19 protein-coding genes are annotated in these 19,613 nt (G+C 69.7%); 12 read left to right on the plus strand and 7 right to left on the minus strand.

Annotated features, from left to right (window positions below; genetic code table 11):
- Nucleotide 1: 1 nt before the first annotated feature.
- The gene (locus tag AB0F17_RS10265; RefSeq protein WP_358019383.1) at nucleotides 2-937 is read left to right on the plus strand and encodes a hypothetical protein; all 936 of its coding nucleotides are present in this window, start codon (nucleotides 2-4) and stop codon (nucleotides 935-937) included.
- Between the two features lie 40 nt (nucleotides 938-977).
- Nucleotides 978-2,177 (plus strand): adenylosuccinate synthetase, encoded by a 1,200-nt coding sequence (locus AB0F17_RS10270; RefSeq protein ID WP_358019386.1) that lies wholly within the window; start codon nucleotides 978-980, stop codon nucleotides 2,175-2,177.
- Between the two features lie 94 nt (nucleotides 2,178-2,271).
- Here AB0F17_RS10270 and AB0F17_RS10275 read toward each other — a convergent pair whose 3' ends face one another.
- Genes AB0F17_RS10275 through pdhA form a run of 3 tightly spaced genes read right to left on the minus strand, consistent with a single transcriptional unit; the run spans nucleotide 2,272 to nucleotide 5,764 of the window.
- On the minus strand, nucleotides 2,272-3,684 hold the full coding sequence (locus AB0F17_RS10275; RefSeq protein ID WP_358019388.1) for a dihydrolipoamide acetyltransferase family protein: 1,413 nt from the start codon (nucleotides 3,682-3,684) through the stop codon (nucleotides 2,272-2,274).
- Between the two features lie 11 nt (nucleotides 3,685-3,695).
- Entirely contained in the window at nucleotides 3,696-4,676 is a 981-nt protein-coding gene (locus tag AB0F17_RS10280; RefSeq protein ID WP_358019391.1) for an alpha-ketoacid dehydrogenase subunit beta, read from the minus strand.
- Nucleotides 4,673-5,764: a pyruvate dehydrogenase (acetyl-transferring) E1 component subunit alpha gene (gene pdhA / locus AB0F17_RS10285; protein ID WP_358019394.1), complete on the minus strand. Its 1,092-nt coding sequence runs from the start codon at nucleotides 5,762-5,764 to the stop codon at nucleotides 4,673-4,675. The genes AB0F17_RS10280 and pdhA overlap by 4 nt, the downstream gene beginning before the upstream one ends.
- Nucleotides 5,765-5,990: 226 nt before the next feature.
- Between pdhA and purS the strand changes: the two genes are divergently transcribed.
- The 4 genes from purS (at nucleotide 5,991) to purL (ending at nucleotide 9,932) form a co-directional block, all read left to right on the plus strand.
- A complete protein-coding gene (gene purS, locus AB0F17_RS10290) occupies nucleotides 5,991-6,236 on the plus strand; it encodes a phosphoribosylformylglycinamidine synthase subunit PurS (protein ID WP_214643517.1) in 246 nt (81 codons plus the stop codon).
- Nucleotides 6,237-6,458: 222 nt separating this feature from the next.
- Nucleotides 6,459-6,845, plus strand: a complete 387-nt coding sequence (locus AB0F17_RS10295) for an ATP-binding protein (RefSeq protein WP_358020843.1) — start codon at nucleotides 6,459-6,461, stop codon at nucleotides 6,843-6,845.
- A gap of 160 nt (nucleotides 6,846-7,005) precedes the next feature.
- Nucleotides 7,006-7,683, plus strand: a complete 678-nt coding sequence (purQ, locus tag AB0F17_RS10300) for a phosphoribosylformylglycinamidine synthase subunit PurQ (protein ID WP_358019398.1) — start codon at nucleotides 7,006-7,008, stop codon at nucleotides 7,681-7,683.
- Between the two features lie 44 nt (nucleotides 7,684-7,727).
- Nucleotides 7,728-9,932: a phosphoribosylformylglycinamidine synthase subunit PurL gene (purL, locus tag AB0F17_RS10305; protein ID WP_358020846.1), complete on the plus strand. Its 2,205-nt coding sequence runs from the start codon at nucleotides 7,728-7,730 to the stop codon at nucleotides 9,930-9,932.
- Nucleotides 9,933-9,987: 55 nt separating this feature from the next.
- Here the strand turns inward: purL and AB0F17_RS10310 are convergent, their stop codons facing one another.
- Complete coding sequence (locus AB0F17_RS10310) at nucleotides 9,988-10,896, minus strand: hypothetical protein (protein ID WP_358019400.1); 909 nt, start codon at nucleotides 10,894-10,896, stop codon at nucleotides 9,988-9,990.
- A 223-nt stretch (nucleotides 10,897-11,119) separates the two neighbouring features.
- On the opposite strand from AB0F17_RS10310, the gene AB0F17_RS10315 reads away from it, so the two are divergent.
- Genes AB0F17_RS10315 through AB0F17_RS10330 form a run of 4 tightly spaced genes read left to right on the plus strand, consistent with a single transcriptional unit; the run spans nucleotide 11,120 to nucleotide 15,566 of the window.
- Nucleotides 11,120-13,144, plus strand: coding sequence for an adenylate/guanylate cyclase domain-containing protein (locus tag AB0F17_RS10315; protein WP_358019402.1), 2,025 nt, complete (start codon nucleotides 11,120-11,122; stop codon nucleotides 13,142-13,144).
- A 52-nt stretch (nucleotides 13,145-13,196) separates the two neighbouring features.
- Complete coding sequence (locus AB0F17_RS10320; protein ID WP_358019405.1) at nucleotides 13,197-13,859, plus strand: Crp/Fnr family transcriptional regulator; 663 nt, start codon at nucleotides 13,197-13,199, stop codon at nucleotides 13,857-13,859.
- 46 nt (nucleotides 13,860-13,905) lie between these two features.
- Nucleotides 13,906-15,342 (plus strand): MFS transporter, encoded by a 1,437-nt coding sequence (locus AB0F17_RS10325; RefSeq protein ID WP_358019408.1) that lies wholly within the window; start codon nucleotides 13,906-13,908, stop codon nucleotides 15,340-15,342.
- A gap of 29 nt (nucleotides 15,343-15,371) precedes the next feature.
- Entirely contained in the window at nucleotides 15,372-15,566 is a 195-nt protein-coding gene (locus AB0F17_RS10330) for a hypothetical protein (RefSeq protein WP_358019411.1), read from the plus strand.
- Between the two features lie 139 nt (nucleotides 15,567-15,705).
- On the opposite strand, the gene AB0F17_RS10335 is transcribed toward AB0F17_RS10330, so the two are convergent.
- Both AB0F17_RS10335 and AB0F17_RS10340 read right to left on the minus strand, forming a co-directional pair.
- Nucleotides 15,706-16,455 carry a methylenetetrahydrofolate reductase gene (locus AB0F17_RS10335; RefSeq protein WP_358019414.1) on the minus strand — a complete coding sequence of 250 codons (750 nt, stop codon included), beginning with the start codon at nucleotides 16,453-16,455 and terminating at the stop codon, nucleotides 15,706-15,708.
- A 10-nt stretch (nucleotides 16,456-16,465) separates the two neighbouring features.
- Nucleotides 16,466-17,119 (minus strand): TetR family transcriptional regulator, encoded by a 654-nt coding sequence (locus tag AB0F17_RS10340; protein WP_358020849.1) that lies wholly within the window; start codon nucleotides 17,117-17,119, stop codon nucleotides 16,466-16,468.
- Nucleotides 17,120-17,189: 70 nt separating this feature from the next.
- Here AB0F17_RS10340 and AB0F17_RS10345 point away from each other — a divergent pair, with 70 nt between their 5' ends.
- Together AB0F17_RS10345 and AB0F17_RS10350 are read left to right on the plus strand one after the other, a co-directional pair.
- Nucleotides 17,190-18,614, plus strand: coding sequence for an MFS transporter (locus AB0F17_RS10345; protein ID WP_358019417.1), 1,425 nt, complete (start codon nucleotides 17,190-17,192; stop codon nucleotides 18,612-18,614).
- A 9-nt stretch (nucleotides 18,615-18,623) separates the two neighbouring features.
- Nucleotides 18,624-19,103 carry an Lrp/AsnC family transcriptional regulator gene (locus tag AB0F17_RS10350; protein ID WP_358019420.1) on the plus strand — a complete coding sequence of 160 codons (480 nt, stop codon included), beginning with the start codon at nucleotides 18,624-18,626 and terminating at the stop codon, nucleotides 19,101-19,103.
- Here the strand turns inward: AB0F17_RS10350 and AB0F17_RS10355 are convergent.
- Complete coding sequence (locus AB0F17_RS10355) at nucleotides 19,078-19,566, minus strand: Lrp/AsnC family transcriptional regulator (RefSeq protein ID WP_358019423.1); 489 nt, start codon at nucleotides 19,564-19,566, stop codon at nucleotides 19,078-19,080. The genes AB0F17_RS10350 and AB0F17_RS10355 overlap by 26 nt on opposite strands.
- Nucleotides 19,567-19,613 lie beyond the last annotated feature (47 nt).

Here is a 19,613-nt window from a genome sequence, read left to right on the forward strand (position 1 = left end):
CATGGGCAGCGGAATCTGGTCCACCGACGTCTACAGCTCGGCCGCCCACTACCGGGCCGCCACCGGCGCCAGCGCCTTCGCCTACAGCGACGGCGGCGCCTCCACCACCCACCCCGACCTCGACCCGTTCGGCATCACCCGGGAGAGCCGCGACTCCGACGAACACCCGGACTCGCTGGCCGTCGCCGTGCTCTTCGACGTCACCGGCTCGATGGGCAACGTCCCGCGCACGCTGCAGGCCAAGCTGCCCGACCTGCTCGGGCTGCTGCTGCGCAAGGGGTACGCCACGGATCCGCAGATCATGTTCGGCGCGATCGGTGACGCCACCTGTGACCGGGCGCCGCTCCAGGTCGGGCAGTTCGAGTCCGACAACCGCATGGACGACCAGCTCGGCCAGATCCTGCTGGAGGGCGGGGGCGGCGGCCAGATGTGCGAGTCGTACGAGCTGGCCATGTACTTCATGGCCAGGCACACCTCGATCGACTGCTATGAGAAGCGCGGCAAGCGGGGATACCTGTTCATGATCGGCGACGAGCTGCCCTATCCGCGGGTCAGCGGGAAGGCCGTCAACAAGCTGATCGGCGACCCGCGCCAGCGCGACATCGACGTCGCGGCGATGGTCGCCGAGCTGACCCAGAAGTACGACGTCTACTACATCCTGCCCGCCGGGGCCAGCTACGCCGGGAACGCGAAGGTGCTGAGCACCTGGCGCGGCCTGCTCGGCCAGAACGTGCTGGAGCTCGACGACCTGGACGCGGTCTGCGAGACGATCGCGCTCACGGTCGGGCTCGGCGAGGACGCCATCGGCCTCGACGAGGGCCTCAACGATCTGTCCGGGCTCGGCTCGCGCGCCGGCGCCTCGGTGTCGAAGGCGCTGGCCAAGCTCGACCGAGGCACCCTCGTGGTGTCGGAGCCGCTCGACGGGCTCGACGCGTGAGCGAGCACGTCATCTCAGAACCGCTCGACGGGCCGGACGCGTGAGCGAACACGTCATCGTCGCCGACCTCGGGTACGGCGACGCGGGCAAGGGTACCGTCGTGGACTGGCTGTGCGCCACCCGGCCGGTCCACGCGGTGGTCCGCTTCAACGGCGGCGCGCAGGCGGCGCACAACGTGGTGCTGCCGGATGGCCGGCACCACACGTTCGCGCAGTTCGGCTCGGGGACGTTGCGGGGTGTGCCGACGCATCTGTCGAGGTTCGTGGTGGTCGATCCGCTGGCGCTCTCCGCCGAAGCCGCCCATCTGGCACGGCTCGGCGTGCCTGATCCGTTCGGGTTGCTCACGGTCCATCGGGACTGCCTGCTGGCCACGCCCTACCACATCGAGGCGGGCCGCCGGCGGGAGCTGGCGCGCGGGGCGGAGCGGCACGGGTCGTGCGGGATGGGCATCGGCGAGACGATGGCGTACGCGCTGGCGCACGGCCCGCTCGCCCCGCGCGCGGGCGACTCTCCCGCGACGCTGACCCGCAAGCTCGGCGTGCTGCGGGAGGCGCTGGGGGTGGACGGGCCGCCGGTGGCGGACTGCGTGGCGGCCTACCGGGGGTTCGCGTCGCGGGTCCGGCTGGTGGATTCCACTGATGACCTGCTCAGGCGGGGGCCGGTGGTGTTCGAGGGGGCGCAGGGGGTGTTGCTGGACGAGAACCACGGGTTCGACCCGTACACGACCTGGAGCACCACGACGTTCGCGAACGCGCTGGAGCTGCTGGGCGGGGCCGGGGCCGTCCGGCTCGGCGTGCTGCGGACCTACACGCCCCGGCACGGGCCGGGGCCGCTGGTCACGGAGGACCCCACGCTGGAGCTGCCGGAGCGGCACAACGGCACGGGGCCGTGGCAGGGGCCGTTCCGGGTGGGGCACTTCGACGCCGTGGCGCATCGGTACGCGGTGGCGGTGGCAGGAGGTGTCGACGGGCTGGCGCTCACGCACCTGGACGCGCCGGTGTCGCGACTGTGCCACGCGTACGAGGGCGTCGCGGATGAGGGCCCCGCGTACGAGACGGACCTCCAGGTTGGTGACGGGGCCGCGCTCACCGCTCGCCTGTTGCGGGCCAAGCCGGTGTACGGCGACGCCGTCACCGACTGGCCCGCGGCGGTGGCGGACGCCCTGGGCGCGCCCGTCTGGGTCGGGTCATACGGCCCGACCTCAGCGGACAAGCGGGTCCTCGCGCCCACTCTCGGTTAGACAAGCGGACCCTCGGTTAGACGAGCGGACCCTCGCGCCCGCCCTCGGTCAGACGAGCGGATCGCCGTCGGTCAGACGGGCGGGTCGCCGTCGGTCAGCTCCAGGCGAGCATGCGGAGCGGGTCCTCCAGCATGGCGCCGACGTCGCGCAGGAACAGCGACCCCAGCTCGCCGTCCACGATCCGGTGGTCGAAGGAGAGCGCCAGGGTCGTGACCTTGCGTACCGCCAGCTCGCCGTCCACCACCCACGGCATGTCCCGTATCTGGCCGAAGGCGAGGATGGCGGCCTCGCCCGGGTTCAGGATCGGGGTGCCGGTGTCGACGCCGAACACGCCCACGTTCGTGATCGTGATCGTGCCGCCCGCCATCTCGGCCGGTTGGGTGCGGCCCGCCCTGGCGGTCTCCGCCAGCCGGCCCAGTTCGGCGGCCAGTTCGGGGAGGGACAGCTGGTGGGCGGACTTGATGTTGGGGACGACGAGACCGCGCGGGGTGGCCGCGGCGATGCCCAGGTTGACGTAGTGCTTGACCACGATCTCCTGAGCGGCCTCGTCCCACGAGGAGTTGATCATCGGGTGCCGCCTGGCGGCCGTGAGCACGGCCTTGGCGACCAGGAGCAGCGGCGAGACCTTGACCTCGGCGAAGTCCGGGAGCGTGCGCAGACGCCGGACCGCGTCCATGGTCTCGGTGACGTCGAGCTGGAGGAACTCGGTGACGTGCGGGGCGGTGAAGGCGCTGGCCACCATGGCCTGGGCGGTCATCTTGCGGACGCCCTTGACGGGGATGCGCTCCTCGCCCTGCTGGGGTGCCGTCTGAGGGGCGGGCCCCGCCACGGCGGCGTGGACGTCGTCCCGGGTGATCGAGCCGTGGGGGCCCGAACCCGCCAGGCCGGCCAGATCCACGCCCAGGTCCTTGGCCAGCTTGCGTACCGGCGGTTTGGCCAGGACGGCGACCTGGGCGGCAACGGGCACGGTGGAGACCTCGATGCGGGACGGGTTCGCGACCGGAGTGGCCGGGATCACCGGCGGCTGGCCGGAGCCGGCGGGCTTGTCAGGGCGGGATTTGCGGGGGCGGCGTTTGGTGGCGCCGGTTTTGACGCCGTAGCCGACCAGGACCGCCTGGCGTTCCTCCTTGGGAGCGGGACTGCCGTGGGCGCCGGGTTCGACGGCCCCCTCGGCCGGGGGTCGCGGGACCAGGTCGTCCACCAGCGCCTCGACCCGGGCGGCCTCATCGCCGAAGGCGTCGGCCGCCTGGCCGGCGTCGTCGTCCGGCTCATCCGTGTCGACGGCGATGATCGGGAGGCCGACGTCGATCGTCTGGCCCTCGTCGGCCATCAGGCCGGAGACCACGCCGTCCCAGGGGATCGGCAGTTCGACGATGGACTTGGCCGTCTCGATCTCCACGACGATCTGGTTGACCTTGACCGCGTCGCCGGCCTTGACGTGCCAGCGGACGATCTCCGCCTCCGTCAGGCCTTCGCCGACGTCGGGGAGCTTGAATTCACGTCGCATGAGGCCCCTCCTCAGTAGCCGAAGGCACGGTCGACGGCGTCGAGCACCCTGTCCAGGTCGGGCAGGTAGTGCTCCTCCAGCTTCGACGGGGGGTAGGGCGTGGAGAAGCCGCCGACGCGCAGCACCGGTGACTCCAGCCGGTAGAAGCACTGCTCGGTGATCCGGGCCGCCAGCTCGGCGCCGAAGCCGCTGTTGACCGGCGCCTCGTGCACCACCAGGGCCCGGCCGGTACGGCGTACCGAGTCCATCACCAGCGGCGTGTCGAGCGGGTTGAGCGAGCGCAGGTCGATGACCTCGACCGAGCGCCCGTCGGCCTCGGCGGCCGTGGCGGCCTCCAGGCAGGTCTTCACCATCGGGCCGTAGGCGATCAGCGTGATGCCGGTGCCCTGGCGCACGGTCCTGCCGCGGTCGAGGGGCATCCACCAGTCGGTGTCGACGGTGTCGACCTCGGCCTTCTCCCAGTAGCGCCGCTTGGGCTCGAAGAAGATGACCGGGTCTTCGCAGCGGATGGCCTGCTGGATCATCGTGTAGGCGTCGGCCGGGTTGGAGCAGGCCACCACGCGCAGCCCGGCGGTGTGCGTGAAGTACGCCTCGGGGGACTCGCTGTGGTGCTCGACCGCGCCGATGCCGCCGCCGCAGGGGATGCGGACGACCACGGGCAGCTTGATCGCGCCGAGCGAGCGCATCGGCATCTTGGCGAGCTGGGTGATGATCTGGTCGGCCGCGGGGAAGACGAAGCCGTCGAACTGGATCTCGCACACCGGCCGGTAGCCGCGCAGCGCCAGGCCGATCGCGGTGCCGATGATGCCCGACTCGGCCAGCGGGGTGTCGATGACCCGGTCTTCGCCGAAGTCCTTCTGCAGGCCGTCGGTGACGCGGAACACGCCGCCGAGCTTGCCGACGTCCTCGCCCATGATGAGGACCTTGGGATCGTCCTCCATGGCCTTGCGCATGCCCTCGTTGAGCGCCTTGGACAGGCTGAGCACGGTCATGACTCAAAGCCTTCCAGGTAAGCCGCGTATTGGGCACGTTCCTCGTCGATCAGCGCGTGCGGCTCGGCGTACACGTGGTCGAAGATGTCGAGCGGTGCGGGGTCGGGCATCGCCAGGCAGCGCCTGCGCAGGTCGGCGCCGAGCTGGTCGGCCTCGCTCTCGACCGAGTCGAAGAAGGCCTGGTCGGCGAGTTCGTTCTTGAACAGGTACGCCTTGACCCGCTCGATCGGGTCCTTGAGCTTCCACGCCTCCAGCTCGCTCGCCACGCGGTAGCGCGTCGGGTCGTCCGTGGTGGTGTGGGCGCCCATACGGTACGTGAACGCCTCGATGAGCGTCGGGCCCTGGCCTTCGCGGGCGTTCTTGAGCGCCTGCCTGGTCACGGCGAGGCAGGCGAACACGTCGTTGCCGTCGACCCGGATGCCGGGGAAGCCGAACCCGGAGGCCCGGCGGTAGAGGGGGATGCGGCTCTGCTTCTCCAGCGGCTCGGAGATGGCCCACTGGTTGTTCTGGCAGAAGAACACGATCGGCGCGTTGAACACGCTGGCCCAGATGAACGACTCGTTCACATCGCCCTGGGAGGTGGCGCCGTCGCCGAAGTAGGCGATGACGGCCGCGGTCGCGTCGTCGCGCTGGATGCCCATCGCGTAGCCGACGGCGTGCAGGGTCTGGCTGCCGATCACGATCGTGTACAGGTGGAAGTTGTGCTCCTTGGGGTCCCACCCGCCGTGGTTCACCCCGCGGAACAGGCCGAGCAGCTTCACCGGGTCGACGTCACGGCACCAGGCCACGCCGTGCTCGCGGTAGGTGGGGAAGGCCATGTCCGCGTCGGTCAGCGCGCGGCCGGAGCCGATCTGCGCGGCCTCCTGGCCGAGCAGTGACGCCCAGATGCCGAGCTCGCCCTGCCGCTGCAGAGCGACGGCTTCCAGGTCTATGCGCCGGACGAGTACGAGGTCGCGGTAGAGGGACCTGACCTCTTCTGGCTTGAGATCGATGTCGTAGTCGGGGTGCTCGACCCGCTCACCCTCGGGGGTGAGGAGCTGGACGAGCTCCGGGGGTGCTTGCGCACCACGAGAGGCGTCGAGTGTCACGTGCCACTCCTGTGCGGTCAGGGCCGGGGTCGATGGGGTTGCCACCTTAGGCCAGCCTTTCGAGCGTCGGACCATGTGGTGGTGGTTCGTACGCGTTTGGGGACATGGTGGCAGACGTCACAGCCCTTCGCGCAAGCCCCATGCCCTCCCACTTCCCGTTGTGTTGCCTGCCACACGCGCCGGTAGGCTGGCTTTCCCATCTCCCGCCGCACCCAGGAGGAACGCAGTGGCGCGCGTCATCGTAGACGTCATGCTGAAGCCCGAGATTCTCGATCCGCAGGGCCAGGCCATCGCCCGCGCACTGCCCAGGCTGGGCTTCTCCGGAGTCTCAGCCGTACGCCAGGGCAAGCGCTTCGAGGTCGACCTGGAGGGGCCGGCCGACGAGGCGGCACTTGCGGACGTCCGAAAGATGGCCGAGACCCTGCTGGCCAACACCGTGATCGAGGACTACACCGTGCGAGTTGAACAGTAGAACGGCACATTTGACGCCTCGAAATACCCGCGACCGGCTAAAGTCGGCTTCGGGCGTGCCACAATGCCACGGGCTTGCCAACAGTAAATAACAACAACGTGATTTTGCGGTTAGCCCCGATTTCACGGGGAAACCTACTCCAGGTGACATTCCGGAGCCCGGAGGAGTCCGGTGGATATTGAGTTCTCGTTGGCGCTGCCTCGGGATGCGATCGGCATACCGATGGTCAGGCGAGTGCTGGGAGATGCGATGCGTTCGCTCAACGTGAGCGAGGCGTGCATCTCCGACATGCTGCTCGCGGTCTCCGAGGCGTGCTCGAACGCGGTACGCCACGGCGGCCCGGCCAACCGTTACGAGGTCACGGCCTCGATCGGGGCCGGCCGCTGCGATGTGCGCGTGGTCGACAACGGCGTCGGCATCCCCTCGATGCCCATGACCTTTCCGCCCCCCGACACCGAGAACGGCCGCGGCCTGCTGATCATGCGCTCGGTCGTGGATGAGATCTCCTTCGGCATCACTCCCGGCCGTGGCACCACGGTCCACCTCCGCAAGACCCTCGCCTGGGAGGAAACGGCGAACCGCCGCTCCCGCGAGCTGGCCGCGGTCTAGCCGATCTCTCAACCCCTCCACGGGCCGTCACGACGGCCCGTCTCGACGCGCGCGTGCCTGTCGTGGCTCCCGCCGTACGGGATGACGCCGTTGAATGGCATGGACGAGCACCAGATAGCCTTGCTGTGCACACCACGAAACGCTGGAGGAGACGCAAGACATGAGCGCCCGCGTGGGGGTAGTCACCTTTCCAGGAACTCTCGACGACCAGGACGCCGCCAGAGCGATCAGACTGTCCGGTGCGGAAGCCGTTCCGCTGTGGCATGGCGACCACGACCTCAAGGGTGTGGACGCCGTCTTCCTGCCCGGCGGCTTCTCCTACGGCGACTACCTGCGGTGTGGCGCCATCTCCCGGTTCGCCCCGCTGATGCGGGAGCTCGTCCCGGCCGCCCGCGAGGGGCTGCCCGTGCTCGGCACGTGCAACGGGTTCCAGATCCTGTGCGAGGCGCACCTGCTGCCGGGCGCGCTGACGCGCAACGCGTCGCTGCACTACGTCTGCCGTGACCAGCGGCTCCGTGTGGAGTCGACCGGCACGCCCTGGACCAACTCGTTCGAGCCCGGCCAGGAGGTCGTGCTGCCCATCAAGCACGGCGAAGGCCGCTACGTCGCCGACCCCGAGACGCTCGCCGCGCTCGAGGCGGACAACCGCGTGGTCGTGCGTTACCTCGGCAACCCCAACGGCTCCCTCAACGACATCGCCGGCATCCGCAACGAGGCGGGCAACGTGGTCGGTCTCATGCCGCACCCCGAGCACGCCGTCGAAAGCCTGGTCGGCGCGCCGAGCACGGACGGGCTCGGCTTCTTCACCTCCATCCTCAAGAAGCTGGTGAACGCGTGAGCACCGACAGCGTCAAGCGGGCCGTCGAAACACCCGCCGAGCCGATGCCGTTCGCCGAGCTGGGGATGAAGCAGGAGGAGTACGACCGGGTCAAGGAGATCCTCGGCCGCCGTCCCACGGGCTCCGAGCTGGCCATCTACAGCGTCATGTGGTCCGAGCACTGCTCGTACAAGTCGTCGAAGGTGCATCTGCGGCAGTTCGCCACCAAGGCCCCCAAGTCCGACGCACTGCTCGTCGGCATGGGCGAGAACGCCGGCGTCGTCGACATCGGCGACGGCTGGGCCGCCACCTTCAAGATCGAGTCGCACAACCACCCGTCCTACGTGGAGCCGCACCAGGGCGCCGCCACCGGCGTGGGCGGGATCGTCCGCGACATCATGTCGATGGGCGCCCGCCCGATCGCGGTCATGGACGCGCTGCGCTTCGGCGGCGCCGACCAGAACGACACCCGGCGCGTGCTGCCCGGCGTGGTCGAGGGCATCAGCAGCTACGGCAACTGCCTGGGCCTGCCCAACATCGGCGGCGAGGTCGTCTTCGACCCCTGCTACATCGGCAACCCGCTGGTCAACGCGCTCTGCGTGGGCCTGCTGCGCAAGGACCAGATCAAGCTGGCCACCGCGCCGGGGCCGGGCAACAAGGTGGTGCTGTTCGGCGCCTCGACCGGGCCCGACGGCATCGGCGGCGCGTCGGTGCTCGCCTCGGCGACCTTCGAGGACGAGTCGCACGCCAAGCGGCCCGCCGTGCAGGTGGGCGACCCGTTCATGGAGAAGCTGCTCATCGAGTGCTGCCTGGAGCTGTACGCGGCCGACGTGGTCGTGGGCATCCAGGACCTCGGCGCGGCCGGCGTCTCGTGCGCGACCACCGAGCTGGCCGCCAAGGGCACCGGCGGCATGCACGTCGACCTCAACCTGGTCCCGCTCCGCGATCACTCGCTCAGGCCCGAGGAGATCCTGATGAGCGAGTCGCAGGAGCGGATGATGGCCGTGGTCCGGCCGTCGGACATCTCGGCGTTCATGGCGATCTGCCAGAAGTGGGATGTCCCGGCCACCGTGATCGGCGAGGTCACCGACACCGGCCGGCTGGTGATGACCTGGGACGGCGAGACGATCGTCGACATCCCGCCCGGCACCGCCGCCGACGACGGCCCGGTCTACGAGCGGCCGTTCCACGAGCCCGCCGGGCAGTCGGCGCTCAACGCCGACACCCCCGACCGCCTCGACCGGCCCGCCGACCTGCGCGCCACCCTCCTGGAGCTGCTCGGCTCGCCGAACCTGGCATCCAAGGAGTGGGTGACCTCCCAGTACGACCGCTACGTCCGGTCCAACACCGTGCTCGCCCAGCCCGCCGACGCCGGGATGCTGCGCATCTCCGAGATCATGGCCGGGGCCGAGCCGACGACCAGGGGCATCGCCCTGGCCACCGACGGCAACGGCCGCTACGCGCGGCTCGACCCCTACGCGGGCGCCCAGCTCGCGCTGGCCGAGGCCTACCGCAACGTCGCCGTCACCGGGGCCCGCCCGCTGGCCGTCACCAACTGCCTCAACTTCGGCTCGCCCGAGGACCCCGAGGTCATGTGGCAGTTCGCCGAGGCCGTACGCGGGCTCGCCGACGCCTGCCGGACCCTGGGGGTGCCGGTCACCGGCGGCAACGTCTCCTTCTACAACCAGACCGGCTCGACCCCGATCCACCCGACCCCGGTCGTGGGTGTGCTCGGTGTGATCGACGACGTGGCCAAGCGGGTCGCCACCGGGTTCGTCGCCGAGGGCCTGCGCATCGCGCTGCTCGGTGAGACGAAGGAGGAGTTCGGCGGCTCGGAGTGGGCGCACGTCGCCCACGGCCACCTCGGCGGCCTGCCGCCCGAGGCCGACCTTGCGGCCGAGCAGGCCATGGCCACCGTGCTGGTGGAGGCCGCCGAGCAGGGGCTCGTCGAGGGCTCCCACGATCTGTCCGACGGTGGCCTGGCCATCGCGCTCGCCGAGTCCTGCCTGGCGCGGGGCATCGGAGCGACGGTGGCGCTGAGCGGCGACGCGTTCACCGACCTGTTCAGCGAGTCGTCGGCGCGCGCGCTGGTGGTGATCCGGCCGGAGGCGTTCGACCGGTTCGCCGCGCTCTGCGCCGACCACGAGGTGCCCTGCTACGGGCTCGGCACCACCGGTGGCACGTCGCTGGTGGTCGAGGGGGTGCTGGAGGTGCCGGTCGCGGAGCTGCGCGAGACGCACTCCGGCACGCTGCCCGCGCTGTTCGGCTGAGGTTTCCGCGAGGGCCGGTACGGGGTTACCGCCGTACCGGCCTTCGTCGTTTCTGTCAGGACTTCTTGAGGCAGACCACGTAGACGGTGCCACTTATGCCGTGGTTGCCGCTGTTCTGGGTAGCCATGTTGTTGTTGTCGTCCTTGACCGCGGTGACCGACCAGCCCGACCCGCCGCTGGGGGCGCTGCTGGTGACGTTGCCGCTGCCGCTGATGGTGAAGCCGCCGCCGGTCGCCACGTCGCCGCTGGAGCAGGAGACGGAGCCGCTGCCCGAGCTGAAGGAGCTCGAACGGGTGTAGGTCGTGTAGGTGCTGCCCTTACCGTCGGCACCGTCCTTGCCGTCCTTACCGTCCTTGCCGGGGAGACCGTTCTTGCCGTCGGCGCCGTCCTTGCCGGGGAGACCGTTCTTGCCGTCAGCGCCGTCCTTGCCGTCCTTACCGGGCAGGCCGTCCTTGCCGTCCTTACCGTCAGCGCCGGTCTTGCCCTGAAGGCCGTCCTTGCCATCGACGCCGTCGGTGCCGTTCTTGCCCGGCAGACCGTCCTTGCCGTCCTTGCCGGGGAGGCCGTCCTTGCCGGGGAGGCCGTCCTTGCCGTCGGTGCCGTTCTTGCCCGGCAGGCCATCCTTGCCCGGAAGACCGTCCTTGCCGTTCTTGCCGGGGAAGCCCTGCCTGCCCTGGAGGCCGGTGTCACCCTTCGGGCCCTGCGGGCCGGTGTCGCCCTTGGTGCCCTCCGTGATCGTGGTCGTCGACTGACCGCCGCCGCCGATCACCATCCGGATCTCCGTCTTCTTGCACGGAGTGGTGGGGTTGACGATGCGGGCGTATCGCGTCTTCTTGTGCACGCAGGCGTACACCTCTGACGCCGACGACGCGGTGGCGACTCCGCCGACGGCGAGGAGCGACACGGCCAGCGCTCCGACAGTGGCGAGGGTGAGCGTGCGTCCACCGCGAATCTTGATAGCCACGGGTTTCCTCCGAGGAACGTGTGTTGCTCAAGGTGAGCATGAGAATCACGTTTCAACCGTTCCAACGGATGACAGAAACTACATAACGTGTTCATTGCGTGACAATAAGTATGACGCTACTTGACGGGTCATGAAAGTCGGCTGTGGGTAAAAGGACGCATTGGCGAGCCTTGTCGGCCGTGGATAATCGGGACTGTTCGGGGGCGCACGTATTCCACGGAGGATGACCTTGCCGACCGCCAGTCCTTACCTCCCTCCTGCCACGCAGCCGGTGCGCGGGGTGGTCTGGGCCATCCATCTGGTCCTGCCACTGCTCGGCCTCTGGCTGCTCCTGGCCCAGGACCACCTCAACATCATGTGGGAGCACCACTCCAGCCACTTCTTGATGATCATCGCGGTGGCCGGCATCAACGTGGTGCTCGGCACGCTGATCAGCGAAGCGTCGCGCAGACGGCAGGACGCCCGGCTCTTCCTGGTCTCCATGGTGTTCCTGGCCAGCGCCGGGTTCTTCTTCCTGCACGGCCTGGCCACGCCGCAGGTCATCCTGCCCACCGGATCGATGGGGTTCGACCTCGGGCAGCAGGTCGGGCTCACGATCGCCTCGGCGTTCGCGTTCGTCTCGGCCTTTCCGCTGGGCGAGCGGGCGGCGCAGACCGTGCTGAAGTCGCAGCACTTCATCCGGGGCGTGCTCTTCGGGTTCATGATCCTCTGGGGAGCGGCCTCGCTGATCCCGGGGCTGACGCCGCTCAGCGAGCCACCGCTCAAGGAGCCGGTCGACTGGCTCGTCTGGCTGTCGCTGCCCGGCCTGGGCCTGTACGGCGCGGCCAGTGTGATGATGTTCCAGCTCCACAGGCAGCGGCCGTCGGCCATGCTGATCAGCCTGATCACCGCCTACGCGCTGCTCGCCGAGGCCATGATCGCCGGGATGTCGCAGCTCAACTGGCACCTGTCCTGGTGGGAGTGGCACATCCTGCTGACGCTGGCCTTCGTCTTCGTCGCCTACAGCGCGTACCTGCAGTTCATGCGTGAGGGGTCGAGCGCCGGCCTGTTCGACTCGGTCGCGCTGTCGGCGACCGTGGCCCGCATCCAGCGGCAGTACGACGAGGTCCTGGAGGAGCTGGTCGAGCACGTACGGCGCGGCGAGCCGCTGGCGGCGACCCGGCTGTCGGGCAAGTTCCGGCTCACCGAGGGGCAGACCGCGATTCTCGACCGGGCCGGCGAGGCGCTGGCCAGCGAGCGCGAGCTCTCCCAGCGTTTAGGCGCCCTGGTGGCGGTGAGCGCCCAGACCCGCGTGCACCTGTCCGAGACCGACCTCCTGGCCACCGCGCTGGAACGGGTCCGGCAGGCGTACGGCGACGTGCGGATCGGCCTGATCGCCGACGGCAGAACGCAGATCGGCTCCCGCGAGTACGACTTCTCCGGAGACGCCCCCATCAGACGCGACAACCTGTTCGCCTTCCCGCTGACCGTCAAGGGCCACCTGGCGGGAGTGCTGGAGGTGCCGGTCGGCCGCACGTCGCAGGACGAGGCGCTGGCCGCCACCCTGGCCGGGCAGATCTCGATCTCGCTGGAGAACGCCCGCCTCTACCAGGAGCTCAACACGCTGTTCCGGCAGTACATGTCGCCCGACGTGGCCGCCGCCCTGCTCGCCGACCCCACCCAGGCGGCGCTCGGCGGCCAGATGAAGGAGCTCACCGCGCTCTTCGCCGACCTCAAGGGCTTCACCACGTTCTCGGAGCGGGTCACGCCCGGCGAGATCGTCGAGATGCTCAACCGCTATCACACGGCCGCGGTGCCCTGCATCCTGGCCAACGGCGGCACGATCGTGCAGTTCGTCGGCGACGCGCTGCTCGCCCTGTTCAACGCTCCGGCCACGCAGACCGGCCATGCCAGGGCGGCCTGCCGGGCGGCCCTGGCCATGCAGGAGGCCGCCGCCGAGGTGGCCGAGGAGATCGCCTGGAAGCGGGAGGACGCGGAGGCGTGGCCGACGTTCCGCGTCGGCGTCAACACCGGCCCCGCCCTGGTCGGCAACATCGGCAGCCCGGAGCTGCGCGGCTTCAACGCGATGGGCGACTGCGTGAACGTGGCCGCCAGGCTGCAGGGCCTCGCCGAACCGGGCACGGTGGTGATCGGCGAGACGACCCGCAAGCAACTGGGTGCCGGCGTCACGGTGAACCCTCTGGGAAAGCTGAGCCTCAAGGGCAAGGAAGAGCTCGTGGGCGCCTACGTTCTGACGTCTCTGACCTAGAAGGGCTTAGAAGGACCTGGAAGGGCGATGTCCGTACCGACATAATCGGCGCATGAACGCAGATCCCGGCGAGTTCCTCACCATGCTCACAGCCGACGAGGTCGAGGAGATGCGCACCGCGGGACGCCCGCGCAGGTGGGAGCGCGGCACGACCGTGATGAGCGAGGGCGACACCTCCGACTGGGTGCTCGTGCTGACCGAGGGCCGGGTGAAGGTGTCGTCGCACACCAGCAGCGGCACCGAGGTCGTGCTGGCCGTGCGGGGGCCGGGCGCGCTGCTCGGCGAGATGTCGGCCATCGACGGCTCCCCGCGTTCGGCCACGGTCACCGCGCTGGAGCCGATCGCGGGCATGGTGATCCGCGACTTCCCCACGTTCCTGCAGGAGCACGGGCGCATCGCCGTACTCCTCATGCAACTCGTCACGGGGCGGCTGCGCGACGCCGACAGGAAGCGGATCGAGTACGGCGCGTTCGACACCACGGGCCGGGTGGCGACCAGGCTGATCGAGCTGGCCGAGCGCTACGGCGAGAAGACCAACAGCGGCGTACGCGTGGCGCTGCCGCTCTCGCAGGACGAGCTGGCCGGGTGGACCGGGGCCTCGCGCGAGGCCGTCAGCAAGGCGCTGCGGACGCTGCGCGACCGCGGGCTGATCGAGACCGGGCGGCGGCGCGTGGTGATCCACGATCTCGAAGGGCTGCGCAAGCGGGCCAGGTGACCACCTGCGACAAATCGGACGTACGACGTACGTCATAGTGGAGGGCATGGTCGCGGTCTCCCCCGGTTACGACAGCCGTCTCCGCTATGCCTGGCGAGTGTGTTCGGTGACGAGCCTGGGGCTCGTCCTCATCGGCATCGCCGGCAGCACGCTGAACGTCGCGTTGCCCACGGTGGTGCGGCACTTCCACGCCAGCGCGTTCGAGTCGGGCTGGATCCTGCTGTCGTTCCTGCTGGTCAACACCGCGAGCCTGGTGTTCTTCGGGCGGGTGGCCGATCTGCTCGGCAGGCGGGAGGTCTACCTGACGGGGTTCGCGCTGTTCACCGTGGCCTCGCTGCTGGCCGGGCTGTCGCCGGGCGTGTGGTTCCTGGTCGCCATGCGCGTGCTGCAGGCGATCGGCGCCGCGATGATCCTGGCCAACGGCACGGTCATCATCACCGACGCATTCCCGCCCGACCGGCTCAGCCAGGGCATGGGCGTCTACATCGGCACCCTGTCGGTGGCGCAGCTCGCCGGGCCGACGCTGGGCGGCCTCATCGCGGAGACGGCCGGCTGGCAGTGGATCTTCTGGGTGAACGTGCCGGCCGGCCTGATCGCGCTGAGCTGGGGTGCGGTCGTCCTGCGCAAGATGCCCCGTGGCCCACGCGAACCGGTGGACGCGCTGGGCAACGCGCTGCTGTTCGCCGCGCTCTCGGCCGCGCTGATCGCCCTCTCCGAGGCGGGCTCCGCCGGGCTGTCGAGCCCTGCGGTGCTGACCGGGGCGGCGGTGTTCGCGGTGCTGGTGCCGCTGATCGTGCTGGTGGAGCGCCGGGCCGCGCATCCGGTGCTCGACCTGCGGCTGTTCGGCGGGCGGCTGCTGGCCTTCGCGAACCTGGCCTCGTTCTGCAACGCGCTGGCCCGCTCGGCGCTGATCCTGGTCGTGGCGCTGTACTTCCAGGCGGCCAGGGGCGTGGACGCCTTCACCGCCGGGCTGAGCGTGCTGCCGGTGCCGGTCGGCATGGCCCTGGCCTCGCCGCTCGCGGGCTCGCTGAAGATCTCCCCGTACGTCGTGTCGATCGGCGGCACGCTGATGAGCGCTCTGGGCCTGGGCATCCTGATGCTGACGGCCGACCCCGCCACGCCGTACTGGATCATCGGGGTCGGTCTGTTCGTGGCCGGGTGCGGGAGCGGCACGTTCCTGACCGGCAACACCACGCAGGTCATGCGGGCCCTGCCGAGGGACAGCCTGGGGGTGGTCAACGGATTCCGAGTGATGATCATGAACGTAGGGATCGTGATCAGCGTGGGCGTGTCGCTGAGCGTCCTGGCGGCCTCGGTCGGCCCAGCCGAACGGGCCCAGGTATATGCGGGGACTCTGGCGAAGCTGTCGCCGGTGGCGGTGGGGCAGGTGATGCACGGGTTCCAGCGAACGTACGCGGTGCTGTTCGCGGTCGCTCTGACCGGCGCCTTATTCGCCTCCCTGGCGCGGTCGCGACAGTCCTGACAACCACAGAGTGTGTTACACCTGACACCATGTGCAACGTCAGCCCTGATGAAGCGAGGGAGAGCGCACTCCGCGCGGCGGGCGGCAGGCACTCAGAGGCGGTGCGTTTCTACGGGGAGATGCTGCTGGAACAGGCCGCAACCGATGCCGAACGGCTACGCGACGATCCCGACGATCAGGCCGAGATGCTCGCGATCCAGCGCTTCATGGGCGTCACCGAGTGATATTTCGTGGTGCGATCTACGAGATCAAGGCCATTCCTGGCGCTCGGGACCGCGAGCAGCGGGGGCGCCGACTTCATGGGCACACTGGACGCACACGAGGCCGCGGAAATGGACCGCGCCCTGATGCTGAAACTGGGCCTCATCTGAACGCGGTGGCCAGTCTCGATTCGACGTCGCGGTAGCGGCTGACCGGGATCAGGTGGACGCCGTCGAAGGCGCCCGAGTCGCGGATGGCCAGGACCTGCTCGCAGGCCGCCTCCACGCCCGCCATGCGGTCGGCCGCCACCGCGCTGATCAGCCGGTCGGGGATGGCGATGTCGGGGATGGCCGCGGCCAGTGCATGGGCGTGGCGCTCGCTGGCCAGGACCATCACGCCCGCGTAGACCGGTACGTCGACCTGGTTGGCCTCGCGCCAGCGCAGCAGGGCCTCCAGCGAGAAGCCGACCTGGAGGAACAGGAAGTCGGCCGCGCGCTTCCAGGCGGGCAGCGGACGCAGCCCGGCCGCCGCGCCGACGCGGAACCCGCCGTCGAAGTTCCTGGCCTCGTCGATCATCGAGCGCACGGTCAGGTCACTGGTCCGGCCGCCGCTCGCCGGCTTGTCACCGTAGACGAACAGGAACTGGTCGACCCCATAGGCCGCGGCCGTCAGCAGATCACGCTGGAACCCGAGCAGGTTGCGGTCGCGGGAGTTGAGGCAGGCGATGCTCCGCCCGCCCATCGCCTCGACCTCATGCGCGACGGCCACGCTGGACACGGTCGCCCGGCCGATGTGGTTGTCTGGGATGAGGAACGAGTGCGCGATCTTGCTCATCGTGCCGATCTGATGCCGGACATGCTTCAGATCGGGTTTCGTGGGGGGTTCGATCTCGCAGACCAGCTCGAATGCCATGATCGGCACTTTAGCGTCTGGCCGCCAGCGCCTCCACGCCGCTGACCACCAGGTCCACGCCGAACGAGTCGTAGAAGTCGGCGGTCAGCCCCCCGACCATCGGGCCCGCCATCTCCACCAGGTTCGGGTACTTTTCCGCCGGCAGTGACTGCAGGCCCAGGCGCTTCACCCGGACGATCTCGGCGATCTCCTCAGTGGTGTGGCTGGAGCGGAAGTGGACCGGGGCGTCGGCGATGGAGATGGCGCTCTGCAGCAGGTACTTGGAGATCAGGCAGCACTCCTCCACGGTGAACCCCGCCGTCCGGGCCAGGCCGAGGGCCTCGTCCCAGACCGCCAGGAAGCTGGGCACCCCGCCCTGGTCCACCTGCTCCAGCACGTTCTTCGCGCAAGGGTGGGTGCGCAGGACTCTGATCAGGCCCTCGACCAGCCCCCTCAGCCGGTCGCGCCACGGGCGGTCCGCGCCGCCGCCGACCACGAAGTCCAGGATCAGGTGGTCCGCCATGCCGATGAGCAGCTGGTCCTTGTTCTTGAAGTGCCAGTAGAGGGCCATCGGCGTCACGCCCAGGTCGGCTGCCAGGCGCCTGATCGTCACGGCGTCGAGCCCTTCGGCGTCACCGATCTCCAGGGCCCGCTCGACGATGGCCCGCGCGGTCAGTTTTCCCATCACGGTTGACAACTATACGACGTACAAGTTGAACTATACGACGTACAAGTACGACGTATAGGAGACAGACATGGACCGGCGATGGTGGGCGCTCACCGCGGTGACGCTCGGGACCTTCATGACCTACCTCGACAACAACCTGGCCAACGTGGCGCTGCCGACGATCCAGCGAGAGCTCCAGTTGACGCTCTCCGGCCTGGAGTGGATCGTGAGCGGCTACATCCTGGTGTTCGCCGGGCTCATGCTGGTCGGCGGCCGGCTGGCCGACGTGTTCGGCGCCAGGCGGGTCTTCGCGACGGGCCTGGTGATCTTCACGCTGTCGTCCTTCGCCGCCGGGCTGGCCGGTGACGGCACCACGCTGATCGCCGCCCGCGCCGTGCAGGGGGTCGGCGCGGCGCTGCTCACGCCGACGGCGCTCGCGCTGCTGACGCAGATCTTCCCCGACCCGGGCGAGCGCGGCCGGGCCGTGGGCATCTGGAGCGCCTCCGGCGCGCTGTCGATGGCGCTCGGCCCGGTGACCGGCGGCTTCATCAGCGAGCACCTGCACTGGGGCTGGATCTACCTGATCAACGTGCCGATCGGGAGCGTCACGCTGGGCCTCGCGCTGTGGGCCGTCCGTCCCGCCTTCACCCGGGTACGGCGCAGCCTCGACCTGCCGGGCCTGGCCACCTCGGCGCTCGCGCTGTTCGCTCTGACCTACGCGCTCATCGAGGGCGACGGCGCCGGATGGACCTCACCGGAGATCCTGGCCGCCTTCGGCCTCTCGCTCGCGGCGGCGCTGGCGTTCCTGCTCGTCGAGGCGCGGGCCGCGGAGCCGATGATCGACCTGTCGCTGTTCCGGGCCAGGGTGTTCAGCGGCGGCCTGCTCACCATGGGCATCTGGTCGTTCGGCGTGTTCGGCATCTACTTCTTCAGCGCTCTCTGGCTGCAGAACGTGCTGGCCTTCTCCCCCACCGAGGCCGGCGCCGCGTTCGTGCCCATGGCCCTGCTCATGGCGGTCATGGCGATCCTGTCGCAGCGGATCAGCGCGCGGCTGGGCATCGGCCCGACCGTCGCGCTCGGCATGGCGCTGATGGGCGGCGGCATCCTCATGCTCTCCGGGATCGGCGCCGACGGCGGGTACGGCGACGTGCTGCCCTGGTTCCTGCTGTACGGCCTGGGCGGCGGCCTGCTGGTGCCCCTGACCTCGGCGATCCTCACCGGCATGCCCGCGGGCCGGTCGGGCGTGGCCTCCGGGGTGCTGAACGTGTCACGCGAGGTGTTCGGGCTGCTCGGCATCACCGTCCTGGGCGCCATCCTGAACTCCAGGCAGAGCGCCAGTGACCGGCCGCCGCTGACCGCCTTCCTCGACGCCTACCAGTTCACGCTGGTGCTGGCGGCCGTGCTCGTCCTGGCGGCGGTCCCGGTCAGCCTGTACGCGCTCCGCACCCGCCGTACGAGCGACCCGGCGGACCAGCCCCAGGCCGACCGCCGGGAGCGGGCGACCACCGGTTAACGTGAGGCGATGGACGAGATAGACCGGGGGATCGTCAGGATCCTGGCCAAGGACGGCCGCACGCCGTTCACCGCGCTGGCCCGGGAGCTGCACGTCTCCGAGGCCACCGTCAGGCACCGGGTGACGAAGTTCCTGGACAGCGGGGCGCTGCGGATCGTGGCGCTGTCGAACCCGCTGACCCTCGGCCACCAGGCGGTCCGGCTGATGATCCGGTGCCGCGACCTCACGCCGCAGGCGGTGGCGAAGAGCCTGGCCGGGATGCCGATGATCAATCACGTGGCGCTGTGCGCGGGCGGGCAGGACATCTTCCTGGAGGGCACCTGCCGCGACCAGGCCCAGCTCGTCCAGCTCATGGACGACATCCGGATGCTGCCCGGCGTGTCGGACGTGCAGGTCCTGCTGCTGCTCCAGCTCTTCAAGGACTACTCGTGGGAGGGCCTGTCCAGCGCGGTCGGCCAGGCCATCACGGAGGAAGGATCCGCTCGGTAGGGGCGGGCGGCAGCTCGCGGAAACCCGCCCACAGGTAGCTGTCCTTGACCACCTCCAGCACGGTGAGCGCCTCCGCGTGCGCGACGCCGTTGACCCGCCGCACCCGCTCGGTGAGCAGCTCCGACAGGTGGGCGAGGTCACGGCAGCGGACGTCGCAGATCAGGTCGTAGGGACCGACGCAGGAGGCCACGAAGCGCAGCTCCGGCATCCGCGACAGCTCGCGGGCGACGAGCGCGACCGGCAGGTGTGACACCTTCACGGCCAGGTGCACCTCGATCTCGCCCATCTTGACCGCGTCGGTCATGCCGACGACCTGGAGGACACCGCGCCTGCGCAAACGGCCGAACCTGGCCCGCACCGTGGCCTCTGACAGGCCGATCAACCGGCCGATCTCGCCGAACGAGCGCCGGCCGTCGATCCGCAACTGATCGATGATCTGACGGTCCTGATCGTCGATCGTCATCCGATGCCCTCCGGCCGCCCGGTTGCGAAATTCGCGAAGACAGGCGC

The organism is Nonomuraea sp. NPDC026600 (genome assembly GCF_040638335.1).
In the GTDB taxonomy this organism is placed as follows: Bacteria; Actinomycetota; Actinomycetes; order Streptosporangiales; family Streptosporangiaceae; genus Nonomuraea.